Annotated in this window: 4 protein-coding genes; 2 read left to right on the forward strand and 2 right to left on the reverse strand. The window is 63.0% G+C overall.

The genetic code is table 11. The annotated features are described in order from the left end of the window. Positions 1 to 810 (reverse strand): glycosyltransferase family 2 protein (locus EN906_RS29830; protein ID WP_206529202.1); only part of this gene is annotated, 810 nt, incomplete at its 3' end. A 273-nt stretch (positions 811 to 1,083) separates the two neighbouring features. On the opposite strand from EN906_RS29830, the gene EN906_RS29835 reads away from it, so the two are divergent. After that, on the forward strand, positions 1,084 to 1,347 hold the full coding sequence (locus EN906_RS29835) for a DUF6460 domain-containing protein (protein WP_013533620.1): 264 nt from the start codon (positions 1,084 to 1,086) through the stop codon (positions 1,345 to 1,347). Between the two features lie 66 nt (positions 1,348 to 1,413). Here the strand turns inward: EN906_RS29835 and EN906_RS29840 are convergent, their stop codons facing one another. Then, positions 1,414 to 2,319, reverse strand: a complete 906-nt coding sequence (locus tag EN906_RS29840) for a histone deacetylase (protein ID WP_127266717.1) — start codon at positions 2,317 to 2,319, stop codon at positions 1,414 to 1,416. 131 nt (positions 2,320 to 2,450) lie between these two features. On the opposite strand from EN906_RS29840, the gene EN906_RS29845 reads away from it, so the two are divergent. Then, on the forward strand, positions 2,451 to 2,757 hold a 307-nt coding region (locus EN906_RS29845; protein WP_245484356.1), incomplete at its 3' end, for an MATE family efflux transporter.

The following is a 2,757-nucleotide window of genomic DNA, read 5'->3' on the forward strand; positions in this document are numbered from 1 at the left end:
GCCGAGGATCAGCACGATCGCGGCAAGGCTGGTCCAGCCGGGCAACACGTTCCCGACCGACCATTCGAGCAGCGTGTAGCCGAGCACGACCAGGCCCAGAAGCCCGAACATCATTCCGAGCAGCGAGGCGAACCGCAAAGGGACGATGGAGAAGCTGGTCATCGCGTCGACCGCCAGAAGAAGCATTTTCTTCAGCGGATAATGGGTGGTTCCGGCAAAGCGGCGGTGCCGCTCATAGGGAAAGGCCACCTGTTTCAGCCCGATCCAGCTCACCATGCCGCGAATGAACCTGTAACGCTCTGGCATCGCGTTCAGATGGTCGAGCGCGCGACGGTTCATCAGCCGGAAATCTCCGGTATTGGGGGCTATGTCGACGTCGACCATCCGGCGCAGCAAGCGATAGAACATGGACGCGGAGGCGAGCTTGAACCAGCTTTCGCCATCGCGCGTCAGCCTCTGGCCGTAGACCACATCGAAGCCTTCGTTCATCTTCGTCATCATCGCGCCGAGCAGTTCAGGCGGATCCTGCAGGTCGGCATCGAGAATGAGAATGCGCTGGCCGCGACAGAATTCGAGCCCGGCGCTCAACGCGATCTGATGGCCGTAATTGCGGGCAAGGTCGATGGCGACGACATGGTCGTCCTTTTCAGCCAGCTGGAGAATGGCTTCGCGCGTGCCGTCGGTCGCGCCATCGATGACAAGGACGATCTCGTAGGAAGGGCCTTGTTCAAGGCATGCGGCCGTTACCCGCCGATGCAGTTCGGCCACGCCATCCAGCTCGTTGTAGCATGGGATGACCACCGACAGCATGACGCCGCGTCGCGCGGTGTTTCTCTCCGTCTCCACCAAAGCCTTGCTCCCGCTATCCGATTGGGAATAGCGGCAATTGGTTAGAAAACAGATAAGCCAGCGGGATCGCTGCGGCAGTAGCCGGCAGTCTGCCATGCGCCTGGGCTCGGCTTGCGGCCACACTATGCTCGGTGTCTCGCTATCCCGCAGAACTCCCGGCTTGAAGCGGACAAGCCAAGTGCGTATGTCTGGCTGACGCCCTCTAGCCAGGGTACCTCAATCTGGAGACGGGCCTTGTCCGCATTGACGCGCTTTCTTGGCGACTCGCCGCTCAAGGTGATCCTGAAACTGCTGGTGGTGTCTTTCCTCGTCGGCCTGGTCATGAACGCCTTCGGCTGGTCGCCGATGGATGTGCTCTACGGCATCCGCAAATTCTTCATGGACCTGTGGAATCTTGGCTTCCACGCCATCGACCGTTTCCTCGGCTATATCCTGCTGGGCGCGGCTATCGTCGTGCCGGCGTTCATCCTGTTGAGGCTCGCCAACTACCGGAAGTAGAGCATGATCCCGAACCGCAGGTCCGCGTCAGCGAACCCTGGCACCCGGTTTTTGGACAAGATCGTACTATCGGGCGTGGCCCGCGGCCACCTCGAACAGGATGGCGTGGCGCGCGGCAAGCGTGGGCACGTCAGTTGAATAGCCACCCCCGATGACGCCGCAGACCGGAACGCCCCGCGTGCGAAAGTGGCTGATCACCATGTCGTCGCGGGCGCGCAGGCCGTCATCCGATAGCGACAGCCTGCCAAGCCGGTCCTCAGCATGGACGTCGACGCCGGCATTGTAGAACACGATGTCCCAATGGGCTTGGGCGGAGAGCTCCGGCAGGATGGCGGCGAGCCTCTTCATGTAAGCGGCGTCACCCGTGCCGTCGGGCAGCGCGACATCGAGGTCGGAGGCGATCTTGCGCACGGGGTAGTTGCGGTCGCCATGCATGGAAAAGGTGAACACGCGCGGATCATCAGCGAGAATATCCGCCGTGCCGTCACCCTGATGCACGTCGAGGTCGACGATCAGGATGTTTTGTGCCGCGCCTTCGGCGAGCAGCACCAGCGCGGCGACGGCGACATCGTTGAAGGTGCAGAAGCCCGCTCCTTGCGCGCGCCGCGCATGATGGCTGCCGCCGGCGGTGTTGCAGGCAATGCCGTGGCGCAAGGCCAGCCGCGCCGCCAGCACGGTGCCGCCGGTGGCAAGCTGCGCGCGCAGCGAGACGCGGGGTCCGATCGGAAAACCGATCTCGCGCTCGATCTTCTCGGGCACGCGGCAGTTGACGACCTGGTCGACATAATTCGCCGCATGGGCAAGCTCCAGCCATGACACCGGTGCCGGTTCGGCGGTGCTGAGCGCGTCGGGGCCGGCGAGGCCACGTGAACGCAGCGCCTCCATCAGCAGTGGATATTTGCTCATCGGAAAGCGATGGTTGGTGGCGAAGCCGGCATCGTAGTCGGGATTATGGACGATCTGCAGGGGCATGAACTGGATCCGGCGGCTCGCGCCAGGCCGGGGATTTCGGTTGGCCGTCACGGGAAGAGTGATTGCGCGGTGGCTGGAAAATGGGGCACATCGGCAGTTCGATCAAGCCGCAATCAGCAAGGCAGCAATCCTTGGACCAGGGTGCAACCCCAGCCGACGCCAGATCCCCAATCAACCCCGGATCATTTGTCGTCACCAATCGTTCCGTGCTCGCCATCGCCGTGCCGATGACGCTTGCCTATCTGACGACGCCGATGCTCGGCCTGGTCGACACGGCTGTCATCGGCCAGTTCGGCGATGCCGCCTTGCTTGGCGGCCTGGCGGCCGGCGCATTGATCTTCGACGTCGTCTTCACCTCTTTCAATTTCCTGCGCTCGGGCACCACCGGGCTTGTCGCACAGGCGTTTGGGCGCGGCGACGCCCTGGAGGAACAGGCGG

The sequence above is a fragment of the Mesorhizobium sp. M7A.F.Ca.CA.004.06.1.1 genome, assembly GCF_003999135.1.
Taxonomy (GTDB): domain Bacteria; phylum Pseudomonadota; class Alphaproteobacteria; order Rhizobiales; family Rhizobiaceae; genus Mesorhizobium.

What these genes read in the sequence shown, in the direction of transcription:
- EN906_RS29840 (WP_127266717.1), bottom strand. Translation starts at nt 2,319, where the DNA reads ATGCCCCTGCAGATCGTCCATAATCCCGACTACGATGCCGGCTTCGCC.